Origin of the sequence: Streptomyces sp. NBC_00322 (assembly GCF_036147535.1) — a bacterium.
GTDB lineage: Bacteria > Actinomycetota > Actinomycetes > Streptomycetales > Streptomycetaceae > Streptomyces.
The window spans coordinates 187,363-213,025 of record NZ_CP108019.1; the positions used below are offsets into that span (position 1 = coordinate 187,363).

General features: G+C 70.0%; 22 protein-coding genes and 1 pseudogene. 15 read left to right on the forward strand and 8 right to left on the reverse strand.

All coding sequences use genetic code 11. The annotated features are described in order from the left end of the window. Nucleotides 1–11: 11 nt before the first annotated feature. From OG905_RS00770 to OG905_RS00795, 6 genes are all read right to left on the reverse strand, one after another. A complete protein-coding gene (locus OG905_RS00770; RefSeq protein ID WP_328665472.1) occupies nt 12–806 on the reverse strand; it encodes an enoyl-CoA hydratase/isomerase family protein in 795 nt (264 codons plus the stop codon). Beyond that, on the reverse strand, nt 803–2,395 hold the full coding sequence (locus tag OG905_RS00775; RefSeq protein ID WP_328665474.1) for an acyl CoA:acetate/3-ketoacid CoA transferase: 1,593 nt from the start codon (nt 2,393–2,395) through the stop codon (nt 803–805). Before OG905_RS00775 ends, OG905_RS00770 begins: the two co-directional genes overlap by 4 nt. Continuing rightward, nucleotides 2,392–3,363, reverse strand: a complete 972-nt coding sequence (locus OG905_RS00780; RefSeq protein WP_328665475.1) for a Gfo/Idh/MocA family protein — start codon at nt 3,361–3,363, stop codon at nt 2,392–2,394. Before OG905_RS00780 ends, OG905_RS00775 begins: the two co-directional genes overlap by 4 nt. Beyond that, the gene (locus OG905_RS00785; RefSeq protein ID WP_328665476.1) at nt 3,360–4,400 is read right to left on the reverse strand and encodes a LacI family DNA-binding transcriptional regulator; all 1,041 of its coding nucleotides are present in this window, start codon (nt 4,398–4,400) and stop codon (nt 3,360–3,362) included. Before OG905_RS00785 ends, OG905_RS00780 begins: the two co-directional genes overlap by 4 nt. Nucleotides 4,401–4,468: 68 nt before the next feature. After that, nucleotides 4,469–5,221 (reverse strand): GMC oxidoreductase, encoded by a 753-nt coding sequence (locus tag OG905_RS00790; RefSeq protein ID WP_443043874.1) that lies wholly within the window; start codon nt 5,219–5,221, stop codon nt 4,469–4,471. A gap of 84 nt (nt 5,222–5,305) precedes the next feature. Further along, the gene (locus tag OG905_RS00795) at nt 5,306–5,941 is read right to left on the reverse strand and encodes an ATP-binding protein (protein WP_328665477.1); all 636 of its coding nucleotides are present in this window, start codon (nt 5,939–5,941) and stop codon (nt 5,306–5,308) included. Between the two features lie 1,439 nt (nt 5,942–7,380). Between OG905_RS00795 and OG905_RS00800 the strand changes: the two genes are divergently transcribed. Both OG905_RS00800 and OG905_RS00805 read left to right on the forward strand, forming a co-directional pair. Continuing rightward, entirely contained in the window at nt 7,381–7,908 is a 528-nt protein-coding gene (locus OG905_RS00800) for a hypothetical protein (protein ID WP_328665479.1), read from the forward strand. A gap of 266 nt (nt 7,909–8,174) precedes the next feature. Continuing rightward, nucleotides 8,175–8,369 (forward strand): annotated as a pseudogene (locus tag OG905_RS00805) (transposase family protein); the annotation flags it as partial. A gap of 50 nt (nt 8,370–8,419) precedes the next feature. Here OG905_RS00805 and OG905_RS00810 read toward each other — a convergent pair. Beyond that, on the reverse strand, nt 8,420–9,124 hold the full coding sequence (locus OG905_RS00810) for an HAD family hydrolase (protein WP_328665481.1): 705 nt from the start codon (nt 9,122–9,124) through the stop codon (nt 8,420–8,422). Nucleotides 9,125–9,348: 224 nt separating this feature from the next. Between OG905_RS00810 and OG905_RS00815 the strand changes: the two genes are divergently transcribed. The 13 genes from OG905_RS00815 to OG905_RS00875 all read left to right on the forward strand — a co-directional run bounded on the left by OG905_RS00815 (nt 9,349) and on the right by OG905_RS00875 (nt 25,244). Further along, nucleotides 9,349–10,401, forward strand: coding sequence for a LacI family DNA-binding transcriptional regulator (locus OG905_RS00815; protein ID WP_328665484.1), 1,053 nt, complete (start codon nt 9,349–9,351; stop codon nt 10,399–10,401). Further along, nucleotides 10,398–11,429, forward strand: coding sequence for a Gfo/Idh/MocA family protein (locus tag OG905_RS00820; protein ID WP_328665486.1), 1,032 nt, complete (start codon nt 10,398–10,400; stop codon nt 11,427–11,429). The genes OG905_RS00815 and OG905_RS00820 overlap by 4 nt, the downstream gene beginning before the upstream one ends. Nucleotides 11,430–11,462: 33 nt before the next feature. Then, the gene (locus tag OG905_RS00825; protein ID WP_328665488.1) at nt 11,463–13,070 is read left to right on the forward strand and encodes an acyl CoA:acetate/3-ketoacid CoA transferase; all 1,608 of its coding nucleotides are present in this window, start codon (nt 11,463–11,465) and stop codon (nt 13,068–13,070) included. After that, nucleotides 13,070–15,349, forward strand: a complete 2,280-nt coding sequence (locus OG905_RS00830; protein WP_328665490.1) for a GMC family oxidoreductase — start codon at nt 13,070–13,072, stop codon at nt 15,347–15,349. The genes OG905_RS00825 and OG905_RS00830 overlap by 1 nt, the downstream gene beginning before the upstream one ends. Beyond that, the gene (locus tag OG905_RS00835) at nt 15,346–16,143 is read left to right on the forward strand and encodes an enoyl-CoA hydratase/isomerase family protein (RefSeq protein ID WP_328665492.1); all 798 of its coding nucleotides are present in this window, start codon (nt 15,346–15,348) and stop codon (nt 16,141–16,143) included. Before OG905_RS00830 ends, OG905_RS00835 begins: the two co-directional genes overlap by 4 nt. Before the next feature lie 34 nt (nt 16,144–16,177). Then, on the forward strand, nt 16,178–17,677 hold the full coding sequence (locus OG905_RS00840) for an aldehyde dehydrogenase family protein (protein WP_328665494.1): 1,500 nt from the start codon (nt 16,178–16,180) through the stop codon (nt 17,675–17,677). Next, complete coding sequence (locus OG905_RS00845; RefSeq protein ID WP_328665496.1) at nt 17,674–18,846, forward strand: glycoside hydrolase family 88 protein; 1,173 nt, start codon at nt 17,674–17,676, stop codon at nt 18,844–18,846. Before OG905_RS00840 ends, OG905_RS00845 begins: the two co-directional genes overlap by 4 nt. A gap of 61 nt (nt 18,847–18,907) precedes the next feature. After that, a complete protein-coding gene (locus tag OG905_RS00850; RefSeq protein WP_328665498.1) occupies nt 18,908–20,179 on the forward strand; it encodes an ABC transporter substrate-binding protein in 1,272 nt (423 codons plus the stop codon). Nucleotides 20,180–20,248: 69 nt separating this feature from the next. After that, nucleotides 20,249–21,280: a carbohydrate ABC transporter permease gene (locus tag OG905_RS00855; protein ID WP_328665501.1), complete on the forward strand. Its 1,032-nt coding sequence runs from the start codon at nt 20,249–20,251 to the stop codon at nt 21,278–21,280. Further along, nucleotides 21,277–22,140 (forward strand): carbohydrate ABC transporter permease, encoded by an 864-nt coding sequence (locus tag OG905_RS00860; RefSeq protein WP_328665503.1) that lies wholly within the window; start codon nt 21,277–21,279, stop codon nt 22,138–22,140. The genes OG905_RS00855 and OG905_RS00860 overlap by 4 nt, the downstream gene beginning before the upstream one ends. 1 nt (nt 22,141) lies before the next feature. Next, entirely contained in the window at nt 22,142–23,713 is a 1,572-nt protein-coding gene (locus OG905_RS00865) for a GMC family oxidoreductase (RefSeq protein WP_328665505.1), read from the forward strand. Beyond that, nucleotides 23,710–24,327: a bifunctional 4-hydroxy-2-oxoglutarate aldolase/2-dehydro-3-deoxy-phosphogluconate aldolase gene (locus OG905_RS00870; RefSeq protein ID WP_328665507.1), complete on the forward strand. Its 618-nt coding sequence runs from the start codon at nt 23,710–23,712 to the stop codon at nt 24,325–24,327. Before OG905_RS00865 ends, OG905_RS00870 begins: the two co-directional genes overlap by 4 nt. Next, nucleotides 24,324–25,244, forward strand: a complete 921-nt coding sequence (locus OG905_RS00875) for a sugar kinase (protein ID WP_328665509.1) — start codon at nt 24,324–24,326, stop codon at nt 25,242–25,244. Before OG905_RS00870 ends, OG905_RS00875 begins: the two co-directional genes overlap by 4 nt. A 180-nt stretch (nt 25,245–25,424) precedes the next feature. Here the strand turns inward: OG905_RS00875 and OG905_RS00880 are convergent, their stop codons facing one another. Then, a complete protein-coding gene (locus OG905_RS00880; protein WP_328665511.1) occupies nt 25,425–25,598 on the reverse strand; it encodes a hypothetical protein in 174 nt (57 codons plus the stop codon). Nucleotides 25,599–25,663 lie beyond the last annotated feature (65 nt).

Sequence of the window (25,663 nt, forward strand, 5' to 3'; positions counted from 1 at the left end):
CCAAGAGGGATTCAGGTGCCGAGGAATCGGGGGGGCCGTCGTTCGCGGAAGGCCGCCAGCCCTTCGGCCCGGTCGTCTGTGACGGCGGAGAGTGCTCCGGCCAGGGACTCGAGGGTTTCGGCGTTCGACGGTGTCGCGTGGGCGAGGACCTGCTTGGCCAGTTGCACAGCGACGGGGCTACGGCTGCTGATCGCTGAGGCGAACCGCTCCGCTGCCCCGGTCACCTCGACTCGTGGCGCCACCTCGTCGACCAGCCCCCATTCCAGGGCGGTACAGGCGTCGATGAGTTCACCGGTGAGGATCAGCCGTTTGGCTCGCGCCGGGCCGATCAGGGACACCAGTCGAGCCGTGCCACCCCAGCCGGGCAGGGTGCCGATACCGACCTCCGGCAGCCCCAGGCGAGCGGTGTCGGCTGCCACCCGCAGATCGCAGGCCATCGCCAACTCAAGACCACCGCCGTAGGCGCCGGCCTGGAGGACGGCGATGGTGGGCTGCCGCAGCGAGGCGAGCTGCCGGAACGCCTCGTGGCCGGTGTGCACCCAGTGCCGCCAGACGGCGAGGGGACCGTTCTCGGCGAAGGCGTCGAGATCCGCTCCGGTGCAGAAGGCCCGCTCCCCCTCGGCGGTCACCAACACGACCCGGATCGCCTCATCCTGCTCCAGGGTGCGGCAGTGGCCGGACAGTTGTCCGAGCATGGCTGGGGTCAGGGCGTTGAGCTTGTGCGGCCTGTCCAGTGTGATGACCGCGATGTCGCCGCGGCGTTCGAGTCGCACCGGCTGATGGGATCCTGCCGAGGTGTTGCTCATGATGCGCTCCGGGGGTGCAGCTGGAGCCCCAGGGGCCCGGGGCGGAACAGCCTGGCGTCCATGACGGTCAGGTCCGGGCTGACCTGCAGGGGGAAGGCTGCGCGTTCGAGGACGTCACGGCGCAGGTCGATGCCGGGTGCGACCTCGGTGACCGTCAGTCCTTGGGGGCGCAACCGCATCACGCAGCGTTCGGTGACCACGGTGACGCTCTGTCCGTTGGCGAGGGCCTGTCTGCCGCTGAAGGTGACCTGCCGAACCGTGTCGACGAGTTTGGGGATCTCGCCGTCGGCGGTCAGGCGCAGCCGGCCGTCTTCGATGTCGATGTCGCGGCGGCCTGCGGTGAAGAATCCGCTGAAGACCAGATGCCGGGCGTTGGCGGTGATGTCGGCGAAGCCGCCGACTCCAGCGGTGACGTGGGAGCGGCCGGGCAGCGCCGAGGCGTTGGCGTTCGCTTCGGCGTCGATTTCGAGGAACGACAGCATCGCGGTGTCGAAGCCGCCGCTCTGCAGGAAGGAGAACTGGTCGGCGGACGCCAGGATCGCTTCCGGGTTGAGGGAGCAGCCGAAGGCGAATCCGGTGAGGGGGAAGCCGCCGATCGCACCCTGTTCGATGACCCAGGTGACCTCGGAGTGGCGGCCTTCTTCCAGCAGCACCCGGGGGACGAGTGCCGAGATGCCGAAGCCGAGGTTGACCACGGCTCCTTGGGTCAGCTCCATGGCGGCACGCCGCGCGATGATCTTGTCGAGGCCGAACTCGGCGGGTTCCACCTCTGTGAGGGGGCGGCGCAGCGAGCCGGCGAGTGCCGGGTCGTGGTCGATCTGGGTGGTCTGGAGCTGGTCGGGGTCGATGACAACATGGTCGACGAGGACCCCGGGGACCCGTACTTGCTGTGCGGGCAAGGAGCCGGCCAATGCGAGGCGTTTGACCTGGGCGATGACGATGCCGCCGTTGCTGCGTGCGGCCAGGGCCTGGTCGAGGGCGCCCAGCGGTGATCCCTCGTCCTCCATGGTGATGTTGCCGTTCTCGTCCGCGGTGGTGCCGCGGATGACGGCTACATCGACCGGGATCGCCGGGTAGTAGAGCCACTCGCGTCCGTCGAACTGCTCGACTCGGACGAACTCCGGCGTGACCGCGTTCATCCGTCCGCCCTCCCGGCGGGGGTCGACGAAGGTGTCGAGGCCGACCATGGTGAGCACACCCGGTTGGCGGGTCGCGGCGCAGCGGTGCATCTGGAACAGCACGCCCGAGGGGAGGTTGTACGCCTCGATCTCCTCGGCCTCGATGAGCTTGCGGATCAGGGGCGGCTCCAGGGAGGAGGGACCGCTGGGGTAGGACCCGGCGAGGACGCGGCGCAGCAGGCCGGGTTGGGCGAGATGGTCGATGCCCTTGATGCCGTACATGTCGCCAGCTGCGATCGGATGGAGGGTGGTCAGGCCACGCGGGGTCCCTCTGGCGGCGAAGCGTTCCCCGATGGCCTGCAATACCGCGTCCGGACATCCCAGGCCGCTGGAGGAGCTGACCGACAGCACCGCCCCGTCCGGCACGAGAGTCGCCGCCTCCGCGGCACTGATCACTGGCTTCCGGGTCATGGCGCCGCCCCGTCCATGGTGCTCATCGGTGTCACGGGTGTCGGGGTCCCGGTGGTCAGTGCCTGGCGGACGGCCAGGGCAAAGGCGAGCGACGCGAATCCGTCGACGCCTTCGGCCAGTGGCCAGTCCTCCCCGCGTACGGCGTCGGCGAAGGCCTGGAGGCCGGTTACGCACAGATCCTGACGCGCGCCCACGTCGACCGGGGCGGACTTCCCGCCGCGCCACAGCAGCACGTCCCCGTCGGCGTCCTGTGTCATCGCGTTGCTGGCGAACACCGATGCCTCGGTGCCGCGGACCTCCAGAGCCGTCCCGGCGTTTGGCACGGTGAACGCGTCGTGGATGCAGGCGAGGATGTCGCCGTCCAGGCGCAGCACGGCCATCACCGCGTCCTCGATGCCTTCGCCGACAACCCCTGGTTGACCGCGGTCGCGGCGGCGTCGAGGGCCTCCCGGCTGATGACGGCGCTTGACGGCGCTGCTCAGCCGCCAGCCCTGCAGCCCCTCCGGCAGTGCGACGGCGTGGTCTACCCGCCCCGCAAGCGGACGGCCGACAGCTCCGTCCGCGACCAGCCTTTGGACCACGGGCGAGGGGCGCAGGTGGTGGTTGATCCCCAGGACCACCCCGGCATCTCGGGCCGCGTGTACAAGGTCCGCGGCATTGTCCAGGGTCATGGCGATCGGCTTCTCGCACAGCACGTGCGGGCCGGCTCCCGCCGCGGCGACGGCCTGATCACATTGGAGCCCGTTGGTGGTGCTGATGTACACGGCGTCCGCGGGCACCGACAGTGCCTCGCCGAGGGTTTCGGCCGCCGTCGGCACACCGTGGCGAGCGGCGAACTCCCTCCCCCGCTCCGGGCTGCCACTCAGTACGGCCACCGGCTGGTGGCCCAGTGCCCGCATCGCGGGGATCATCCGCGTGGCGGCGATATCGCTCGGCCCCACCAGGACCCATCGCAACGGCCTGCTCATCGGGCCTCCTCCTCGTGTTCGTCGGGGTGGCAACCGCAGGAACTGCGGACCACCAGTTCGGGAACGCTCACATCGCTGACCGGTGGACCGTCCGGGCGCTCTATGCGCTGGATGAGCAGCCGGGCCGCGCGCTCGCCCAGCAGTCGGGGCCGAATGGCCACAGTGGTGAGGGCGGGGTGCTGCAGGGCCGATTCCGCGATGTCGTCAAAGCCGGTCACGCGGACCTCTTCTCCCACGCGGATACCCAGCTCGTCGCAGGCCAGGATGACGCCGAAGGCGACGACGTCGCTGTAGCAGACGATGGCGTCGGGGCGGTCCTTGCCCCGCAGCATCGCGAGAGCGGCGTCATAGCCGCCCTGCCGGGTGGCGGGCGTGGGCACCGACCGCGCGTCGGCAAGCTTGCGGCGACGGGCGGCCAGGGCCTCTTCCACGCCCCGCCGCCGGTCACGCCGGGCCGAGGAATGCTCCGGACCCCCGAGGAAGGCGACCCTCCGGGCCCCGTGCCACAGCAGGTGCTCCGTCGCCGCACGGGCGCCCATCACGTTGTCGGCGCCGACATAGGGCGCAGGATGCCCGTCGACATACCGGACGACCAGCAGGTGCGGCACACGGGCCGACACCAGAGGCTGCAGGTCGCTGGCCTGCGTCTCGTGGGCAGGCGTGATAAGCAGCCCGTCCGCCCCGTACTCCTGCATCACCCGGATCAAGTCGCCCTGCTTGGCGGTCGACTCGTAGTTGTGGCCGAGGAGCACCACGATGCCCGCCTCGGAGAGAGCCGCCTCCACCCCCACCGTCAGCTCGGCGAAGAAGGGGTTGGACATGTCGGTGACGAGCAGTCCCACGGTGTGGGAGCGGCGGCTGCGCAGACTGGCGGCGCCACGGTGGTAGACGTACCCGAGCCGGTCCATCGACGCGCGGACCTTGGCCCGCGTCGAGTGCGCGACCAGTGGGCTCTCACGCAGAACCAGCGACACGGTCGCGCGGGACACCTTCGCGTCCGCCGCCACGTCGGCCAGCGTCACCCTCGTCTTGCCCATACCCAGCCGTCCTCTGTCGGTCCGATCGGCGTCTTGGTCATGCCTCCACGACGTGGGCGGCGCCCTTCTCACCGATCATGATCGATGGCGCCTGGGTGTTCCCGCTGATCAGCTTCGGCATGATGGAAGCGTCGATCACACGCACCGGCCAGGCCGTGAACCCGCAGGTCCGTGTCGACCACCGCCGTGTCGTCCTGGCCCATCTCGCAGGTGTCGATCGGGTGGTAATCGGTCTTGGCCCACCTTGATGTATGTACGGATCTCCTTTTCCGTCCGCACCCGCGCACCGGGCATGTGCTCGCGCTTGACGAGCGGCGCGAAGCACGACGTGGCGAGCAGTTCGCGGCCCAGGGGTCGGCCGGGAAGTTCGGGTCGACGGCGGGGGCATCGAGCGGGTCGGCCGATCTGAGGGTGACCTGTCCGATGCTCCGCGGGCGGAGGTTGCAGGGGTTGATCGTGCCTCCGCGCCCCTTGATGCGCTGGCGGCCGTGGTTGACCACGTACGCCGGGAGGCAGTGGATCTGGATATCCGGTGACCGGACGTCCGCACCGCTGCGGAAGAAGGCGCCGGCCTCCGCGACGCAAGCGGTGACCGGGCCGGTGCGGAACAACAGGCGCTGAACTACGGGGATGTACATCCGCCGGTTGTCGAGGTGGCGCTGGGGCAGGGTCTCGAACCGCCAGTTGACCTTGGGGCTGGTGAGCTTGGTGAAGTCCACCGGGTGGATCAGGGGCGACCGGTCCGGCGGCCCGGCTTCCAGCCGGAGCATCCGGTGGGCGGGGTCCGCGCGCACCACACAGCCTGCGGCCCCGGCACCCACCCACATAGGTGAAGCGGTCGACGGCCATGACAGCACCTTCTTCTGAACCGGCTTTTGAACCGTTCCAATCTTTGTTGGACCGATCTAAGTGGTGTGCGCTCCGCCCGCCAAAGGATCCGACACAACAACCTGCAGGGCCGGGGGACCGAAGGGTTCCGGCGAGACCGGCCCGTGCAGGGCCGCCCGCACGGCGGCCACGAGGTCTCGCATGCGGCGACGGGGAGCAGGGACACCGGCCCCGTCCGCTCCGTTACGGCCCCCTGAACCATTGCCTTCCTGCCGAGCAGAGGCCGAGACGATCCGGGGTTCCTTCCATCCCTCGGGGTCCGGCGGATCGAGGGGAGCAGCTGCACCGACGGGCGCGGGGAAGTGCGCCCACACCGCCTTGCCGCTGCCGACAGCCCGGCACCCCCAAGCACCGGCACAGGCTGCCACGATCTGCAGCCCGCGACCGGCCTCGGAGCAGTCCCCTTCGCTGGCGGCAGCCACCCCGGGCATGCCCGGAAAGCTGTCGGCCACCTCGACCAGCAGCTCCCCGTCGGGGCCTGCGATGGCCATCGTCACGGTGTACGGCCCGGCTGCGTGGCGCACCACGTTGCTGGCGAGTTCGGAGATCACCAGCTCGACATCAGCGGCTGCCTCCGCGTCGGCGGCCCACTCCCGGGCGACCGCTCTGACCTGATGGCGCAAGGTCGGCAGAAGCTCCGCCTCCGCCTGCATACGCCAGACCCGCAGTGTGTCCAGGCTGGCTGGGATGCGCTGCGCCTGCCGATACTGGGGGGAACACCGAGGTGAGTGACCAGTACTCATGAGAGTTCCATTGTCTGGGGCCCCTGCGGGGCTCGATCAGGGGGCTTGCCGGACTCACCGTCTACGCACTGAGACGAGGAGCCACCGGAGAGCTGTTGGCCAGAACGCGCCACGGCCTGGGGCCGTTTCACTCCGGTGAATGGAAGCCTGATGGCTTCTGCCGCACCGCTCGCGCCGGAGGTTCACAGCCGCACACCTTCAGCGATGAGCCGGGTGCCTCGGGCGGGGGAAGCGGGGTAGCGATCCGATTCATTTAGACCGTTCTAATCGGTGAACCAAAAGTAGCGCCGCCAGGATTCCCCGTCAACCACTTCCGGCAAACCTGTACAAACCCACAGACTATGCAGCGCATTCCCGCCCCATGCGCTGCTTCCGCGCCCGGCTCCGCATCCTCGGCCGCCACGCAGTCCTGTGGAGCGTGCCGCCAGATCTCTGTACGGCGGTACGCCTCGCGGAACAGGGCTCACCGTGGGAGGCGCGCTTCCGAGGGCCCTCGCACCCGGCGCTGCTCACGGTGTGAGCGCGCCATCGCCCCGCCGCGCGCCCCGGTCCCGGCGGGGGTCGGACTGGTCCTGGCAGCCCTGGGACACGCAGTGGGCTGGCCGATCCCCGCGGGCGGCAGCCAGGCCATCACGCCGCGATGGCTGCCGAACTGCGCCGCCACGGAGGGCGGATCGTCACCGGCCGACGCATCGGCTGTCTCTCCGAGCTGCCGCGTGCCTGCCCGGTCCTGCTGGACCTGACCAGGCCGGGCTGCTGGGGATCGCCGGGGCCGCGCTCCCCGGCCGTTACGCCCACGGCCTGCGGTCCTTCCGGTACGGCAGCGCCGTGTGCAAGGTCGATTTTTCGCGCTGTCCGGACCCGGTGCCATGGCGGGCGTCAGGCTGCGAGCTTGCCGGCCACGCTGCACCTCGTGCGCTCCCGCGCGGAGGCCTACCTCAGAACCGGACGGGCGGCGTTAACCGCATCCGGCTCAAGCAGGCCCTGAAGGCCCACGGGCAGCCAGAAGTGGTGGTTCCCTGCTGTTGCCACTGCTGCTGCGCCAGCGGTGGCAATGGGTATGTATCAGCCGGAAGGCGACGAGATCATCAGACCGGGGCTTGGCCCAAGGCCACGTAGTTAGGGCTCGCAGGGGGCCACGGGGCCGACGCAAAGCTTCGGCAGGTTCTGACCGGCCACACCGACAGGGTGTATGCGCTGGGGACGGCAGTGGTGGGCGGCCGACCCGTCGCCGGCGGCGCCGACCAGACTGTGCGGGTGTGGGACCTGGCCACCGGCGAACAGCTCGGCGACCCCCTCACCGGCCACCCCGGGTGCCAGCCGGCGGCGACGTCGGCGTTCCACGGCCAGTGCGTGCGGCGCAGCGATGCGCCGCACCTACCCGACAAGCAGAGTCTTCGTACCGGCAGATCAAGACCTTCCAGCGCGGCAGGCAGGAAGTCCTGCGGTCGGCCAGCCCGCAGGTGGTGCACCAGGAGGTCTGGGCGCACCTGATCCTGCACCACTGCCTGAGCGGCCTCATCATGCGGCTCGCCGACGGCGACGGAATTGACCCGGACCGCATCTCGCTCGTCATGGTCCTCAAGCACGCGCGTCGCAGCGTGATCAGCCACTGCGCCGACTCACCCACGAAAATCAGGAAGTTCACGGCCATGCTGGTGGCGAAGGTACGCCGGAATCTCGACAACGGCCCCCGGCGCCTGCGAGGCCGATCGGTTCCTCAAACGACCCAACTCTCTCTACTCCTACCGGCCGAAGGACCAACAGCGTGCGCGGGCGCGCCGTGTGCCCATCAAGGTCGTCACGCTGCAGTCGGCGGTGATCCGGTAATCAAGCAACGGCATTGCGTGGCAGGCGGAAAAGGTGGCACACCGTGATCTTCCAGCCGCGGGTGCGGTTGCCGTTGGAGCCGCCTGCGTCGGCGGACAGCGCAGAAGGAACAGCGCAGCGGCGGTGACAAGCCAACGTTCTCTCAGTGAGCCTTTTCCAACCTGAGGGTGCCGACCGCAAGTTGGACGCTCCTGCGCAACGATGAAGTCCCTGGTAGACGGGTTCTCGACCAAGATCGCCCGTGCTGGACCAAGAGCTTCGCGTACTTGTCGTCCCCTCGTCGGTCGACCTGCCCAGTCACACGCTGCGCTACATGACCGGGCAACTCGTCGCCCGGAGGCGGGAGGTCGATACGCGGTGGTGCCGACTGACGGTCGGCGGTCAGGCCCTCCTTGCCCTGGCTCACCTGCGGTGCGGCGGCTCCTACGCCCAACTCGCCGCGGGGTTTGGCAACGGCATTGCCACCGTGTACCGCTACATACGCGAGGCATGCCGAGTGCTGAGTTCTGCGAGCTTGATGAATCGTCGCTCGACGCGGGGCGTTTCGGAGCAGGCAGATCACCCGGTCGTCAGCGCTTTGCGCGGCCCCTCAGCGGTCAGCCAGGCGTAGGCGGCACTGGCCGTGAACTCCTTGTGGCCGCCTTCGAAGAGAAGGTCAACTTGCGAGAAGTGCGGATCTCGTGCCTGGTCTTTCGTTTGCGGCACGGCGATACAGCGCATCCCGGCACGCCGGGCGGCCTGCGTTCCCGGAGCTGAGTCCTCCACAACCGTGCAACGGGAAGGGATCACGTTCAGGCGGCGAGCGGCCTCCAGGAAGACGTCGGGAGCCGGCTTGCCGTGCCGGACTTCTTCCGAGGAGACGACCGTGGCGATCAGGGCGCCCAGCCCACTACCGGCGAGCACGGCGTCGATCGCGGCCTTCGATGAACCGGAGGCCACGGCCATGGGGTGCCCCGCCTCGTGCAGCATCTCCACGAACAGGCGCATCTGCGGGAACACGGTGCTGGAGCGCCGCGCCAGCTCGACGTAGTGGTGGTTGTTGGCGGCCAGCAACCCGTCGAGGGAGGCGGGGATCCGGTGGTGGGCGCGCAGTATCTCCAAGGTCTCCCGGGTCCCGATGCCGATGAACTCGGCGTGCCGTTCCCAGGCGTAGTCGGTGACTCCGTGTTCGGCGAGCGTTCCGCGGCTGGCCTCGTAGTGATGGCGCTCACTGTCCACGAGCGTTCCGTCCAGGTCGAAGATCACTGCGGGTCGGCTGTCCATGCTCACCATCTTGCCGTCATCGGCGGCCGTTGTTAGATCGATATAACCAGCTCCAGTCCAACGTTTAAGCGGGCGGGTGTCGTCTGTCAAGGCGTTTGTCAGCCCCTTCTTTGGCACATTGCACTTATTTCGGAAACTCGCGTCCGACCTCTTGACACATCCCCGTAACTCGGTCGACGCTCCTCGACATCAGCTAGTAGACCGATCTAACAGGCGGTGGGCAGGTGCCAAGAGTCACCCTCAGCGATGTCGCTGCGGCCTGCGGAATGTCCAAGGCCACGGTGTCTCTGGTGGTGCGGGACAGCCCCCGGGTGTCCGTGCAGACCAGGGCGCGGGTGCGCGCGGCGATGGAGCAGCTGGGTTACGTGTACGACCGGCGGGCCGCCAATCTGCGTGCCGCCCGGTCGATGACGGTAGCCCTGGTGGCGACGAATGTGCGCAACCCGTACTTCGCCGAGCTGACGATGGCGATCGAGCGGGTGCTGTACAAGCGCGGCTACACGCTGCTGCTCGGCTACAGCCACGACGACCGTGAGCGGCAGACGCGGCTTTTGGGGGCGATGAGTGAGCACCGGGTGGACGGGGTGCTGCTGGTTCCCTCGTACGAGACCAGCGACGCGATGCTCCAGAAGTCGCTGGGCTCGTCCGGCACTCCGCATGTGCTGGTCGCCCGGCATGTGCCCCGTCATCAGGCGGACTACATAGGCGTGGACAACCGGGCGGCGGGGCAGTTGCTCGGCGATCACCTGGCGCGGTCCGGGCGGCGGCACGTCGCCTTCCTCGGCGGCCCGCCCCGCTCGACGGCACGGGTGGAGCGCGAGCAGGGCCTGCGCACTGCGCTGGAGGGCCACGGGCTTGGCCTTGACCCTGCCCTGTCGATCGCCACCAGTGCTGATCGCGGCGGGGGCGAGCGCGCGGTCGAACTACTGGGTGAGACCGGCCGGCCGTACGACGCGATCGTCTGCTATAGCGACGTGGTGGCCTTCGGCGCGATCTCGGCGCTGCGGGCACGGGGCATGGAGCCCGGCCGGGAGGTGGCCGTCGCCGGCTTCGACGACGTGCCGGACGCCACCCTGCAGCACCCGTCGCTCACCACGGTCGCCACGCATCCCGACCAGACGGGTGCCGAAGCGGCGGAGCTCCTGCTCCGCCGGATCGAGGAGCCGGACTTGCCGCCGCGCACCGTGCTCCTGACACCGGAGCTGAAGGTGCGCGAGTCCACCCGGAGTCAGGGCGGTCCCACAGGCATCGGCCCGGGGGAGGTGGACTTCAGATGACGACCTCGACGGTCACACCTCGCTGGGGACTGATCGGAGCCAGCGACATCGCGGCCACCCGGATGGTCCCGGCCATGCGGCGGCTCGGCCACGGCGTCACCGCCGTCTGTGGCTCCTCGGCTCCCCGCACCACCGCCTGGGCGACGGCACACGGCATTCCGCACGCCACCACCAGCGTCGAGGCCCTGCTGGCCCGCGAGGACATCGACGCGGTCTACATCAGTACGACCAACCAGCTGCACCTGCCTCACACGCTCGCCTCGGTCGCCGCCGGCAAGCATGTGCTGTGCGAGAAGCCGCTCGCGCTCTCCCTAGCCGACGCCTGGGCCATGGTCGACGCCTGCCGGACCGCGGGCGTGGTGCTGGGCGTCAACCACCACCTTCCCGGCGCCGCCACCCATCGCCGTATCCGCGAACTCGTCGCGGCCGGTGCGGTGGGGCGGCCGCTGGCGGCCCGGGTGTTCCACGCGGTGGCGCTGCCCGAACGGCTGCGCGGCTGGCGGCTGCGCGACCCGGGTGCCGGGGCGGGGGTCGTGCTGGACATCACCTGCCATGACGCCTCCGTCACCAATGCGCTGTTCGGCGCGCCCGTCGAGGCCACGGCGCTGGCGGTGTGCCAGGGCCCGTGGGAGGCGTCGGCCGAGGACGCCGTGATGAGTGTCGTCCGCTACGGCGATGGCGTACTGGCCCAGACCCACGACGCGTTCACCGTGGCCCATGCCCGCACCGGCCTGGAGGTGCACGGCACCGACGGGTCGATCACCGCGGTGGACGTGATGACCCAGGACCCGATCGGCACGGTCCAACTGCAGGACGCCGCCGGGTCCCGGGAGATCGACGTACCCGGCCGGCGCGACCTGTACGAGGTGGTCCTGGAGGCCTTCGGCCACGCGGCCTGTGGCACGGGGGAGCCGGCGGTCACCGGCCCGCAGGGAGTGCACGCGCTCGCGGTCGCCCTCGCAGTCCAGGAGGCCGCCCGGACCGGTCGCACCACACCAGTCGCCCTCACCTCAGCCGCAGCGCGCTGACCAGCCGCCCCGAAACAGAGGAAAGGCATATCCATGCGAACAGTGCCAGCCGTGACCGCCGTCGAGGCCGCCGAGTTGATCCCGGAAGGCGCGGTCGTCTCGGTGAGTTCCTCCTCCGCGCTGGGCTGCCCGGACGCCGTCCTCGCCGGTATCGGTGAGCGCTTCGCGCAGACGGGATCCCCGCGCGGGCTGACCACGGTGCACCCCATCGCGGCAGGTGACATGTACGGCGTCCTGGGCATCGACCATCTGGCACACCCCGGGCTGCTCTCCCGGATCATCGCCGGTTCCTATCCCAGCGGACCGTCGTCCGCCGAACCGCCGCGCATCTGGAAGATGATCGAGGCCGACGAGGTGGAGGCGTACAACCTTCCCTCCGGTGCGCTCTTCCAGATGCACCGGGCGGGCGCCGCCCGGCAGCCCGGAATCCTCAGCGAGGTCGGGCTGGACACCTTCATCGACCCCCGCCATCAGGGCGGCCGGATGAACTCCGCGACCACCGAGGACCTTGTCACACTCGAATCGCGCGACGGCCAGGAGTGGCTGTTCTACCCCGCAGTCCGCCCCGACGTGGCAATCGTCCGGGCGACCACCGCCGACGAGTGCGGCAACCTCACCTTCGAGGACGAGGGCTCCACGCTGGGCGCGCTGGACCAGGCGTACGCCGCGCACAACAACGGCGGGATCGTCATCGCCCAGGTCAAGCGGCTCGCCGCCGCGGGCAGCCTTGACCCCCGGCAGGTACGGGTTCCCGGCATCCTCGTCGACGCCCTGGTGGTGCACGAGGAACAGTGGCAGACCACGCAGACCATCAACGACCCCGCGATCAGCGGCCAGATCCGCCGCCCGCTGGAGGTCGTCGAACCGGCGCCGTGGGGTCTGGAGAAGGTCATCGCCCGGCGGGCCGCGCAGGAGCTGCGCGAGGACGACACCGTCAACCTCGGCTTCGGCATCTCCGCCCTGATCCCCCGGGTCCTCGTCGAGGAAGGCCATGCCGACGCCGTCACCTGGGTCATCGAGCAGGGAGCCGTCGGCGGAGTGCCGCTCACCGGGTTCGCGTTCGGCTGCGCGCTCAATCCGCAGGCCCTGATGCCCAGTGTCGACCAGTTCACACTCCTGCAGGGCGGCGGCTTCCAGCGCACCATGCTCTCCTTCCTGGAGATCGACCGGTACGGCGACGTCAATGTGCACCATCTGCCGGGCCGCCGGCACGTCACCGCCGGCGTCGGAGGCTTCGCAGACATCACCTCCGCGGCGCGGCACATCGTCTTCAGCGGCAACTTCACCGCCGGGCGGCGCGACATAGCCGTCGAGGACGGCCGGCTGACCATCCGCCAGGACGGAGCCGTACCCAAGCTCGTGCACCGCGTGAGCGCGGTCACCTTCTCCGGCCGCCGTGCCCTCGCCCAGGGCCGCTGTGTCCGCTACGTCACCGAGCGCTGTGTGCTCGAACTGCGGGAAAAGGGCCTCACCGTCATCGAGATCGCACCCGGTGCCGATCTTCAAAAAGACGTACTCGACAAGGCCGCCTTCCCGCTCGCCGTCGCGGACGACCTGCGCGAGATGGACTTCCGGCTGTTCCGCCCGGAACCGGTCGGCCTGGCACTGGACACCCCGCACCACACCAAAGCAGGTAAGTGATGACCACCTCCTCCTCGTCCGGCGCGGCCCGCACCGCGCTGACTGCCACCGAGGCGCGCGTCGCCGACGCTCTCTTCGAACGACTCTTCCCCACCGACGAGAACGGCCCCGGAGCCCGCGCCATCGGAGTCCTCGACTACGTCGACCGTGCCCTCGCCGGCCACGACAGCCGCTTCGTCCCCCTCTACCAGGCCGTCCTCGCAGGCGTCGACGCCTCGGCCCGGAGCACCTTCGGCAACGGCTTCGCCGGCCTGCGTACCGACCAGCAGGACGCGCTCGTGCAGCACTTCGCCGAGGGCCGGCTCGACGGACCGCTCGGCACCGAGGAGCAGCAGCTCGCCTTCGCCCAGCTGCGGGCCCATCTGCAGGAGGGCCTGTTCGCCGACCCGGCGTACGGCGGCAACCGCGACGCGGCAGGCTGGCGGCTGCTCGGCCACCCCGGCGTCTGGCTGGACAACTCCGCCGAGGAGAACCTCTCCGCCGAGCCGGTGACCAAGGGCGGTGCCGTTTGCACCCTCGCCGACGTCGCGGACGCGCTGCCCCACGACGAGGCGGAGGAGGACTGGAAGCGCGAGGCGTACCGCAACGCCCTGTCGCCCCAGTCGACCGACGAGGTGGACGTGCTGCTCGTGGGCGTCGGAGCCATGGGCGGACTGGTCGCGCAGACCTTCGCCGAGGCGGGCCTGAGGGTCGTCGGTCTGGAGGCGGGCCCCTGGCGCGGCAAAGACGACTTCCGGCCCGACGAACTCGGCGACGCCTACTACGCCCGCGCCGGGCTGGGGCCGAAGTTCCAGCTGGAGACACCGCGCTGGCGCCAGGACGCGGCCGATCCGGAGAGCCTGGAGGCGACGTTCTCGCTCGGCCGGATGGTCAACGGCGTCGGCGGCTCGGCCGGCCACTACGGCGCCTGGCTGCGCCGCTTCCACCCCTGGCACTTCCGGCCGCTCACCCGCATCACCGAGCAGTACGGGCCGGACATCCTGCCCGAGGACTGCACCCTCACCGACTGGCCGGTCACGTACGAGGAGCTGGAGCCGTACTACACGCGCCTGGAGCACATGATCGGCGTGGCCGGCGACGAATCCAACCCGTACATCCAGCGAAGCAAGCCGCTGCCCATGCCCCCGATGCGGCCCTTCTCCCTCGGTGAGCGGTTCCACGCCGCGACCGCGGACCGTGGCCTGCATCCGCATCCCGTCCCTGCGGGGGTCAACACCGTGGATTACGGCGGCCGGCCCGCGACGACCTACTCGGCGTGGAGCAACGGACTCGGCACCAGTAGCGGAGAGCGCTGGCATCCCGGGCTCGGCCCCGTGCCGCAGGCCATGGAGACGGGCAACTTCGAACTGCGTACCCACTGCCGCGTCACCCGGGTTCTGCTCGACTCCACCGGGGCCGCCGTCGGAGTCGAATATCTCGACCCCTCCGGCAGGGTCCGCACCCAGCACGCCCGTGCCGTGATCCTGTCCGCCTACACATACGAGAACCTGCGGCTGATGTTCGTCTCCGCGGACAGCAAGCACCCCGACGGGCTGGGGAACAACACCGGCCAGCTCGGCAAGCACTACATGACCAAGATGTTCGCCCACGTCAACGGCTTCTTCCCCGGCGTGTACTTCAACCGGCACACCGGGCCGGCGGCCCAGGGAGAGGTGCTGGACGACTTCGTCGCCGAGGAGTTCGACTTCGCGGCGCACGGCTTCATCGGCGGTGCCACCCTCGGTGCCGAACAGCAGTTCCTGCCGCTCCAGATCAGCCGGGAGTCTCTGCCGCCCGGCGTCCGCCCGTGGGGGCGGTCCTACCGCGACCATCTGCTGGGCTGGCAGCACCAGGGCGTGGTGCGGATCCAGCCGGATTCGCTCCCGTATGCGGGGCACTTCGTTGACCTCGACCCACGCCACCGCGACCGCTCCGGCGTGGGCATGCCGGTGGTCCGGGTCACCTACCGGCTGCGGGAGAACGAACGGCGGCTCGCGGCCTGGATGGGCGAGCAGGCCGCCGGGATCCTGCGCGAAATGGGTGCGGCCACCACGTGGGAGGGTCCGCATTTCACGGGCGTCGGCTCCAGCCATGACCTGGGCGGCTGCCGCTTCGGCGAGGACCCCACCGGAACGGTGATGGACCCGTGGCTGGCCGTGCACGACACTCCCGGCCTGCACGTCTACGGCGGCGCGGCCTTCCCCAGCTGCCCCGGCATCAACCCGACGCTCACCATCTGGGCCGTCGTGCTGCGCGCCGCGGAGAAGCTCGCCCGCGACCTGAGCGGGAGCCTCGTATGACCATCAAGGATGTCGAGCGCGCCGAGCGCACGGTATGGGCCGAGACCGACGGCGATGTCACCACGATCCTCCTCGACCGGCCCGCCAAGCTCAACGCGCTCACTCCCGAGATGCTCGACGGCCTCGAAGCGGCACTCCGCACCGCCGCCGCCAGTGACGCCCGGGTGGTCGTGCTGCGGGGCGCCGGCCCGAAGGCCTTCTGCGTCGGAGCGGACATCAATCGCTTCTCCTCCCTCACACCGGTGGCTATGTGGCGGGAGTGGACGGCCCGCGGCCACCGCGTCTTCGACCTGCTGGCCTCGCTGCGCCAGCCCACGGTGGCCGTGGTGCACGGGGTGGCGGCGGGCGGCGGCCTGGAGCTCGCGCTCGCCTGCGACTTCAGGATCGTCACCGCGGACGCCCGCCTCAGCCTGCCCGAGGTCTTCCTGGGCACCGTGCCCGGCTGGGGCGGCACCGAACGGCTCACCGAGCTTGTCGGGCGGGCCCGCACCAAACAGATCGTCCTGGCCCGCGAGCAACTGGACGGGCCGACCGCCTCCGCCTGGGGCCTCGCCACCGCGTGCCTCGCCCCGGACGCCGCCGAGGCTGCCGTGGCCGACCTGGTCGACCGACTGTGCGCCGGGTCACCGATCGCCGTACAGCTCGCCAAACAGCTGATCGATGCCGCAGCCGATGGCGCCCCCAGCCGCGTACTGGAGACCATCGCCGGCGGCCTGACCGCGGCCACCGAGGACCTCGCCGAAGGGGTCCGCGCCTTCCACGAGCGACGCGCCCCGCACTTCCACGGACGCTGACCGCCACCACTCGCACGAGATCGAGGTAATGGAAATGACCGCCCATCAGATCACTGTCGCTGAGCGGCTGATGGTCATCGACGGCAAGGACGTCGGGGCCGCCGCCGACGAGTGGTTCGAACGCGAGAGTCCCGCACACGACGTGGTCGTCGGCCGCTACCCACAGGCCCGGCCCGACGATGTCGACCGCGCCGTGCGAGCCGCCCGCCGCGCCTTCGACGAGGGCCCCTGGCCCCGCCTGTCCGGTGCCGACCGCGCCCGGCTGCTGCACAAGGTCGCCGAGCTGATCCGCCGTGACAGCGAGCAGCTCGCCCGTACCGAGGTGCTGGAGAGCGGCAAGCCGATCACCCAGGCCCGCGACGAGATCGAGGGCAGCGCCGGACTGTGGGAGTACGCCGCCACCCTCGCCCGGCACTCCTACGGCGACGCCCACAACCAGCTGGGCGACGACGTCCTCGCGCTCGTCGTCCATGAACCGGTCGGTGTCGTCGCGGTGATCACGCCCTGGAACTTCCCGCTGCTGATCGCCAGCCAGAAGCTGCCCTTCGCGCTGGCCGTCGGCTGCACCGCCGTGGTCAAGCCCAGCGAGCTCACCCCCGGCACCACGGTGCAGCTGACCCGGCTCCTGCTGGAGGCAGGCATTCCCGACGGCGTCGTCAACACCGTGACCGGCGCGGGTGAGACAGGGGCGGCCCTGACCTCCCACCCCGGTGTCGACCTCGTCTCCTTCACCGGCTCCACCGAGGTCGGACGGCTGGTCGCCCGCACCGCCGGCGGGCAGCTCAAGCGCGTCGAACTCGAACTCGGTGGCAAGAACCCGCAGATCGTCCTCTCCGACGCCGACCTGGACGCGGCGCTGGACGCCATCGTCTTCGGCATCTACTTCAACGCCGGTGAGTGCTGCAACTCCGGCAGCCGCGTCCTCGTCCACCGCGACATCGCCGAGGAACTGCAGGCGGCGGTCGTCGAGCGCTCGCGCCGGGTCCCGGTCGGCGATCCCCTCGACGAGACGACCAAGGTCGGCGCGATCGTCAACCAGGAGCAGCTGGACACTATCGAACGCTACGTCGGCGAAGGAAACGCCGCCGGAGCCCAACTGCTGCTCGGCGGCGACCGGCTGGAACTGCCGACCGCGACCGGACGCTTCTACCGGCCCACCGTCTTCACCGGAGTCACCGAGGAGATGTCCATCGCCCGCGAGGAGATCTTCGGCCCGGTCCTGTCCCTGCTTACCTTCGACGACCTCGACGACGCGATCCGCATCGCCAACTCCACCATGTACGGACTGTCCGCCGGCATCTGGACCCGCAACATCGACGCGGCGCTGACCGCCGCCCGCGGTATCCGGGCCGGCACCGTCTGGGTCAACCGCTGGATGGACGGCTACCCCGAACTCCCCTTCGGCGGCTACGGAGCCAGCGGCCTGGGCCGCGAACTGGGACGGCAGGCGATCGCCGCGTTCACCGAGACCAAGACCGTACAGCTCCAGGTCGGCGCGCGCGTCGCCCGTTGGCTTCCCGAGGAGGCGTCATGACGACGTACCCCACCCTGCCCGAGCCGCTGCCGCTCGCCCTCCCGGACGACTGGAGAGTCCCCGCCTCCTTCACCCCGGCCGCCGACCGCGCGTGGCGCACTGCCGCCACCAAGGTCCGCGCCCTCGTCGAACGCCACCCCGACCGGTTTCCCCTCTACACCGAGGCCGGGAGCTGGGCGGTGGACGCCGAGGCCTGGACCAACTGGTGCGAAGGCTTCCTCGGCGGGCAGCTGTGGCTGCTGGCCGGCCACACCGGCGATCCGTGGTTCAGAGAACGGGCGGAGCACTACAGCCGGCTCGTCGAGCACCGCAAGGACGACCGGACTGTGCACGACCTGGGATTCCTGTTCTGGTCCACCTGGCGCCGCTGGTACGAGACCACCGGCGACCCCGTGCCCGACGACGTCGTCGTGCACGCCGGGCGTACCGCCGCGTCGCGCTTCAACGAGCGGGGCCGGTACCTGCCCAGCTTCCTCGCCCCCGACAGCCTCTTCATCGACATCATGATGAACGTCGGGATCATCTTCCACGCCGCCCGGCGCACCGGGGACGCCGACCTCGCCCGGATCGCCCACGAACACTGCCTGACCACCCGCCGGGTACTGGTGCGCGGCGACGGCAGCGCCTCCCACGAGGGGATCTTCGACCTCACCGACGGCAGGTTCCTGCGGCAGACCACCCAGCAGGGCTGGTCCGACGACGGGTCGTGGGCCCGCGGGCAGGCCTGGGCCCTGTACGGGTTCGGCACCGCCTACCGGCACACCGGTGACCGCCGCTTCCTCGACACGGCCCGCGCCTGCGCCGACTTCTACATCGAACGCACCGGGGACCGGCTCGTACCGCCGAACGACTGGGAGGAGCCCGACCCGGAACGACCCTACGAGTCGTCCGCCGCAGCCGCAGCGGCCGGCGGTCTGTGGCAGCTGGCGGGCCTGGAACGGGACAGCGCCCGGGCCCACGGCTACGCCGACTACGCCGTACGCATCCTCACCAGGCTGTGCGAGGACGACTTCCTCGCACACGACGACCCGGCCTGGGAGGGCGTGCTCAAGCACGGCAGCTACCACGAGGCCAAGGGCCTGGGCGTCGACGAGTCCGTGATGTGGGGCGACTACTGGTTCCTCGACGCGATCGCCGTCGTCGACGCGGCCGCACGCCCGGCGAACTGACCCAGCACTACATGGAGTTACGAACGACCTGATCGAGTTACAAACGACCTAGGAGAGCCGCATGAAACACCGCATACCCACATACCTCTCGGCCGCCACCATCGCAGCCGCCCTGCTCACCGTCTCCGCCTGCGGTGGCGGGAGCAGCTCCGCCGGACCGGACGAGAAGCAGCTCGAAGTCTTCTCCTGGTGGACCTCCGGCTCGGAGGACGCCGCGCTCAAGGACCTGATCGCCGGATTCACGAAGGACAACCCGGGCGTCAAGGTCGTCAACGGAGCGGTCGCCGGCGGAGGCGGCGGCAACGCCCAGGCCGTCCTGCAGACCCGGCTGCAGGGCAGCAACCCGCCCGACACCTGGCAGACCCACCCCGGAGCGGCCATCGGCCAGTACATCGACTCCGGTCTGCTCGCCGACCTCAGCTCGGTGTACAAACAGGACAGCCTGAACAGTGCCATCCCCAGGGAACTGGTCGCATCCGTAGGCAAGGACGGCAAGACCTACGGCGTATCCACCGGCGCCCACCGGGGCAATGTGCTCTGGTTCAACAAGAAGCTCACCGCCAAGGCGGGCGTCAAGCTGAGCGCCTCCACCACACCGGACCAGTTCGTCGACGCGCTCGGCAAGCTCAAGGACAAGGGCATCACACCGCTGTGTCTGGGCGGCAAGGACGCCTTCGCCACCGCCGAGCTCTTCGAGAACATCCTGCTGGGCGCAGTCGGCGTGAGCGGCTGGGACTCCCTGACCGCGGGGAAGACGGACTGGACCGACGCCAAGGTCAGGCAGGCGGCCGAGCTGTTCGCGAAGATGCTCCCGTACGCGGACCCGGACGCGTCCGCGCTCACCTGGGACCAGGCCACCAAACGGCTCGCCGCAGGTGACTGCGCCGTGGAGAGCATGGGCGACTGGGCGTATGGCGAACTCCTCAAGAACGGTGCGAAGGACGGCGCCGACTTCGGCTATGTGCCGCAGCCCGGCACCAACGGCAACTTCGTGACCGTGGTCGACACATTCGTGGTCGCCGAGAACGCCAAGCACAAGGAGCAGGCGCTCAAGTGGGCCTCCGCGATCAGCTCACCGGAGGTCCAACTGGCCTTCAGTAAGGACAAGGGCTCGACGCCGATCCGTCGCGACGTCCCCATCGACTCGCTTCCCGCCTATCAGCAGCGGGCGGCGACGTCGTTCCGGAGCGACGCGCTCGTGCTGTCGATCGTGCACGGCGAGGCCATGAGCCCGCAGTTCCAGCAGTCCTTTTACGACGCCGTCACCCAGTTCGTCCAGTCCAAGAAGGTGGACTCCTTCGTTCAGGCCCTGGCCACCGCCGCCAAGGGCTGACCCCGTCCCACTCGGGTTCCCGGTGGCGGGCCCGGCCCCCGGCCCCGCCGCCCTACCCAGGAGGTCCCCATGCCGGTACTGACCCGGCCCGCCGCACCGGCGCCCCACACGACGAAGCCGCCCGTCAAAGCCCCGACCCGGTCCTCATGGTGGCGGCACCACCGCTTCAGCATCGCCGTCCTGACGCCCAGCCTGATCCTGATCGGGATCTTCGTCTACGGCTTCATCGGATACACCGTACGCGTCTCGGTGTCCAAGTGGCAGGGCCTGCAACCCGACCTGTCGCCCCGTGACCCGCTGTACCAGACCTACGACGACATGTTCCACACTCCGCGCTTCCAGGCGGACCTGCGGAACGTCACGGTCTTCACCCTGCTCTTCCTCACCCTGGCTGTCGTCGTCGGGCTGGTGCTCGCCCTGCTGGTGCACAACGCGCTGGCCGGCCGGACGTTCTTCCGGAGCATCTTCCTCTTCCCGTACGCACTGTCGTTCATCGTCACCGGCGTAGTGTGGCGGTGGATCTTCACCCCCTCGACCGGCGCGAACCTGATCCTCAAAGGGCTGGGCGTCGACCACGGGCCCAAGTGGATCACCGACCCGGGGGTGGCCGGCGACGTGTCCCAGGCCCTCGAACCGGTCCTGCCCGGCGGGCACTTCATCCAGGTCGAGCTCGGCATCCCGCTCGCCCTCATCCCGGTCGTCATCGCCGCGTCCTGGCAGCTCGCCGGCTTCGTGATGGCCAACTTCCTCGCCGCGCTGAGCGCCCTGCCCGAAGAACTGCGCGAGGCGGCCAGCCTCGACGGCGCCGGAACGCTGCGCTACCACTGGCACATCGTGCTGCCCTGGCTCCGTCCGGTGATGGTCGTCGTGCTCATCCTCCTCGGACACATCAGCCTGAAGTCCTTCGACCTCGTCTACGCCATGGTCGGCCAGGGGCCCGGCTTCGCCACCGACGTGCCCGGCATCTTCGTCTTCGAGCAGACCTTCCGCGCCCTGCGCTACAACACCGGAGCCGCCGCCTCCGTCGTCATGTTCCTGCTGTCGGCCGCCGTCATCGTGCCGTACCTCTACCGCAGCGTGATCAGGGAGAAGAACCGATGAGCACCGCCCGTATCGCCGTCCCGCCACGGCGCCGCCGTATCCGGTACCCCGGGACCGGGCCGCTCGCGGGAGCGTTCGCCCTGGTCCTGCTCGCCGCACTGTTCCTGGTCCCGGTCTACGTGATGGTGATGGCCGCGCTGAAACCCCCCGTCCAGGCCGACGCCGTCCACATGTGGGAACTGCCCAAGAGCATCGACTTCAGCGGCATCGAGCAGGCGTGGGAGAAGCTGTCCCCCAACGTCCGCAACAGCCTGCTGATGGTCCTGCCCGCCACCGTCGTCTCCTCGCTCGTCGGCGCGCTGAACGGGTTCGTCCTGGCCAAACTCCCCTTCCGCGGGTCGAAGGCGCTGTTCGCCGCGATGCTGCTCGGGATGTTCATCCCGTACCAGGTGATCCTCGTCCCGCTGGTGCGCTTCCTCCAGTCGGTCGGCATGTACGGGACGCTGCAGGGGCTGATCCTCGTCCACATCATCTACGGCATCCCGATCACCACGCTGATCTTCCGCAACTACTTCTCTCAACTGCCCCACGAGATCGTGGAGGCGGCCCGCGTCGACGGCTGCTCCAACGCGGCGATCTTCCTGCGGGTGATGCTGCCGCTGGCCCTGCCCGGGTTCGTGGTCTGCGGGATCTTCCAGTTCACCAACATCTGGAACGACTTCCTGTTCGGCATCACCGTCGTACCGGACCCCACCCAGCAGCCCGTGACCGTGGCGCTCAACAACCTCGCCGGGAACTTCTCCGTGCAGTGGAACAGCGTCATGGCCGGCGCACTGCTCGCCGCGCTCCCCACCGCTCTCGTCTACATCCTGCTGGGACGGTTCTTCGTCCGCGGCCTGACCGCCGGATCGGTGAAATGACATGAGCGGCACCTTCGAAGCCTTCGGGCACCGCGCCCCGCGCGTCGTCGGCACACTGGACGACGACCTCGTGCAGTGCGATGTAGCCGTCCTCGGCTCCGGCATGGGCGGCGCCACCCTCGCCCACGCCCTGCGTGACTCCGGCGCCCGGGTCCTGGTCGTGGAGCGCGGCGACTTCCTGCCCCGCGAGGACGCCAACCGGTCACCGACCGAGGTGTTCCTCCACAGCCGTTACAAGAACGCCGAGCAGTGGTACGACGCCACCACCGGACGACCCTTCCGGCCCGGCGTCCACTACTACGTAGGGGGCAACACCAAGGTCTTCGGCGCCTGCCTGCCGCGCTTTCGCGAGCAGGACTTCGACGCCGTCCAACACCACGACGGCATCTCCCCCTCCTGGCCAGTGACCTACGCCGACCTCGAACCCCACTACGCCGAGGCCGAGCGCCTCTACCGCGTCCACGGCGAGGCCGGCCAGGACCCCACCGAGCCGTGGCGCTCGGGCGGCTTCCCCTACCCGGCGCTGCCCCACGAACCGCCCGTCGCCCGGCTGGCCGAGGCAATGTCCGCGCAAGGCCTGCGGCCGTTCCCCATGCCACTCGGCGTCGACCTGCGGGAGGGCGGCACCTGCATCCGCTGCCGTACCTGCGACGGCTTCCCCTGCCCGTACGGAGCCAAGAGCGACGCCGAGACCTGCGCCATGCGGCCCGCGCTGCGCAGCCCCACCGTACGGCTGCTCACCCGGACCACCGTCCAGCGGCTGCTCACCTCGGCGGACGGGCACCGCGTCACCGAGGCCGTCGCCGAACGCGACGGCCGCCGGGTCCGCATCCAAGCCGACCGCTTCGTCCTCGCCTGCGGGGCCGTCAACACCGCCGCCCTGTTGCTCGCTTCGGCCTGCGAAGGCCATCCGCACGGACTGGCGAACTCCTCCGGGCTGGTGGGCAGGAACTACATGGTGCACAACAGCACCTTCCTGGTCGCCGTGGACCCCCGGCACCGCAATCCGGTCGCCTTCCAGAAGACCCTGGGCCTCAACGACTGGTACGGCGCCGGACCCGGCACGCCCCACCCGCTGGGAAACATGCAGATGCTGGGCAAGATCCAGGCACCCATGGTCAAGGGCGCCCGACGCTCCGTACCCCTGCCGGTGCTGGACTTCATGACCAGCCGCAGTACCGACCTCTACCTCACCACCGAGGACCTGCCCGACCCCGCCAACCGGATCACCGTCGACCCGCAGGGACGGATCGACGTGCACTGGCGGCCCAACAACCTCCGCCCGCATCGCGAGCTGGTGCGGCGGACCGCCCGCATGATGCGGCGGGCCGGCTATCCACTGCTCTTCACCCAGCGGATGGGCATCGAGACCAACTCCCACCAGTGCGGCACAGCCGTGATGGGCGCCGATCCGGCGCACAGCGTCCTCGACCCGGACTGCCGCACCCACGACGTCACCAACCTCTGGGCGGTGGACAGCTCCTGCTTTCCGTCCTCCACCGCCCTCAACCCCGCCCTCACCATCGCCGCCAACGCCCTGCGCGTCGCCGCGAAAGGAAGCATCACCGCATGACCCCACCGGCCCCCGTCACCACCTCCGCCGAGACCGTACTCGCCCGCATCCAGCACGCCCGGATCATCCCCGTCGTCCGCGTACAGGACGCCGCCGCGGCCCTCGACCTCGTTGAACGGCTCGTCACCGCCGGCCTCGACGTCATCGAGATCACCACCACCATCCAGGGATGGGACGACGTCATCCGCACCACCGCTGACACGCACCCGGGCTGCTGCGTCGGCGCCGGTACCGTCACCACACCGCACCTCGCCCGGCAGGCCGTGGCGGCGGGCGCGCGGTTCTGTGTCAGCCCCTGCCTCTCACCGCAGGTCCGCGACGAACTCCACAGCGCCGGAATTCCGCTCATCGAAGGCGGCACCACGCCCACCGAGATCCTCGGCGCGGCACAGCACGGAGTCGCGAAACTCTTCCCGGCCCACCTCGGGGGCGTCGCGTACCTTCGCTCCCTGCTCGCCGTGGCCCCCGATGCCCGCATCATGCCCACCGGCGGCATCCCGCTCACCGACGTCGGCGCCTGGCTCGACGCCGGTGCTTTCGCCGTCGGCGTCGGCAGCGACCTCACCGCGCCCGGCGACATCGCCGCCCGAGTCCGCGAGGTGCTGGACCGATGACCCGTGTGCTCTGCGTCGGCGAGTGCATGCTCGAACTGACCCACCTCGACTCCACCACCGCCCGGCTGGGCATCGCCGGGGACACCTACAACACCGCGGTCTATCTTCACCGGGTGGCCCGTCTGCTCCGCGCAGAGACCGAAGTCGGCTATCTGACCGGCCTCGGCAACGACGAGTACAGCGCCGACATGCGCGCCCGGTGGACCACCGAAGGCGTGATCGACTGCTCGCTCCCGGTCGAGGACCGCATGCCCGGCCTCTACACCGTACGAGTCGACGGCGACGGCGAACGACGCTTCTCCTACTGGCGCTCCGAATCCGCGGCCCGGAAACTCTTCGCCGGCACCGACTGGGCCGAGCACATCACCGGCGACCTGATCCACCTGTCCGGCATCACCCTGCAGATCGCCTCCCCGCCCGCCCGCCAAGCGCTGCTGACCCGACTGCGGGAACTGCGCCTGGGCGGCACCCTGGTCAGCATCGACACCAACTACCGCCCGGCCGGCTGGGACTCCCCCCAAGACGCGGCCCGCACCATGGACCTGTTCGCCGGACTCGCCGACATCGTCTTCGCCTCCTGGGACGACGAAGCGGCCATGCACGCCTGCCCCACCCCCGCCGACGCCGCCCACCGACTTGCCGCCCTGGGACCGCGCGAAGTCGTCGTCAAGACAGGGGCGGACGGCGCTCACCTGCTCACCGACAGCGGGCTTCGGCACACACCGGCCGCCATCCCCTCCCGTGTCCTTGACACCACAGCCGCCGGCGACGCCTTCGCCGGCGCCTACCTCGCGGCCAGGATCACCGGCCAGGCCCCTGCCGAAGCCCTCCAGACCGCACGTCAGGTCGCTGCCGTGGTGGTCGCTCACCCCGGCGCTATCACCCCCGGAGACGTCCCGCTGCTGCCGACAGTGTGAAGATCCCGATCACGGCGGTGGGATTTCACGGCGGTAGGCATCGAGCCTGCCAGCGCGCGCCCAGCCTGAGGCGAAGGGGGCACCAGCACCGATTGCCGTTGCGGGATCTGCCAAGGCAGGCGATCGGATCACCCTTTCGCGAAGGGTGGGCAGGGCGCCAGGGAGTTCGGCCCCCGACCGTCATGGGGTGTTGGCCGGCGCCCCGTCGGCCGGGTCGGAGCGGTGGGTGACGGCGAGCACGTCGAAGGCGGGGCGGCGATGCGCAGAAAAGAGGTCGAGGGCCGCCGCGGCGTCGCGGGCGCGAAGCGCGGCGACGAGTGCGCGGTGCTCGTCCGGGTGATCTGGTCGAGGCATCCCAAGCCCACGACGACGTCACATCAGACACGGCCACCGGCAAGCTCGTCCTCGTGCCCCTGAGA